General features: G+C 67.3%; 1 protein-coding gene. It reads left to right on the top strand.

Translation table 11 applies throughout. The features are described 5' to 3' along the window. Nucleotides 1-13 precede the first annotated feature (13 nt). A partial coding sequence (locus E1267_RS43925) for an acyltransferase domain-containing protein (RefSeq protein ID WP_342774970.1) occupies nt 14-639 on the top strand: 626 nt, incomplete at its 3' end.

Here is a 639-nt window from a genome sequence, read left to right on the forward strand (position 1 = left end):
CGTGGTGCAGGGGGTGGCCGGTTCGGCCGGTAAGACGGTGTTCGTCTTTCCTGGTCAGGGGTCGCAGTGGCTTGGTATGGGGGTGGAGCTGCTGGAGGGTTCGCCGGTGTTCGCGGCGCGGATGGCTGAGTGTGAGGCGGCGCTGGCTCCGTTTGTGGGTTGGTCGTTGACGGGTGTGTTGCGTGGTGAGGATGGTCAGCCGGGTTTTGATCGGGTGGATGTGGTGCAGCCGGTGTTGTGGGCTGTGATGGTGTCGTTGGCGGGGGTGTGGCGTTCGCTGGGGGTGGTTCCGGCTGCGGTGGTGGGGCATTCGCAGGGTGAGATCGCGGCTGCGGTGGTGGCGGGTGCGTTGTCGTTGGAGGACGGCGCTCGGGTGGTGGCGTTGCGTAGTCAGGCGATCGTCGCTTTGGCGGGGCGTGGTGGGATGGCGTCGGTGCCGTTGGGTTCGGCCGGGGTGGGGGAGCTGCTGACCCGTTGGGAGGGTCGTCTGTCCATCGCGGCGGTGAACGGTCCCGCATCCACGGTGGTGTCGGGTGATGTGGACGCCATCGATGAGCTGCTGGCGCACTGCGAAGGGCAGGGGGTGCGGGCCAAGCGGATCGAGGTGGATTATGCCTCGCATTCGGCGCATGTGGAGTC

The organism is Nonomuraea longispora, assembly GCF_004348345.1.
GTDB classification, from domain to species: Bacteria; Actinomycetota; Actinomycetes; order Streptosporangiales; family Streptosporangiaceae; genus Nonomuraea; species Nonomuraea longispora.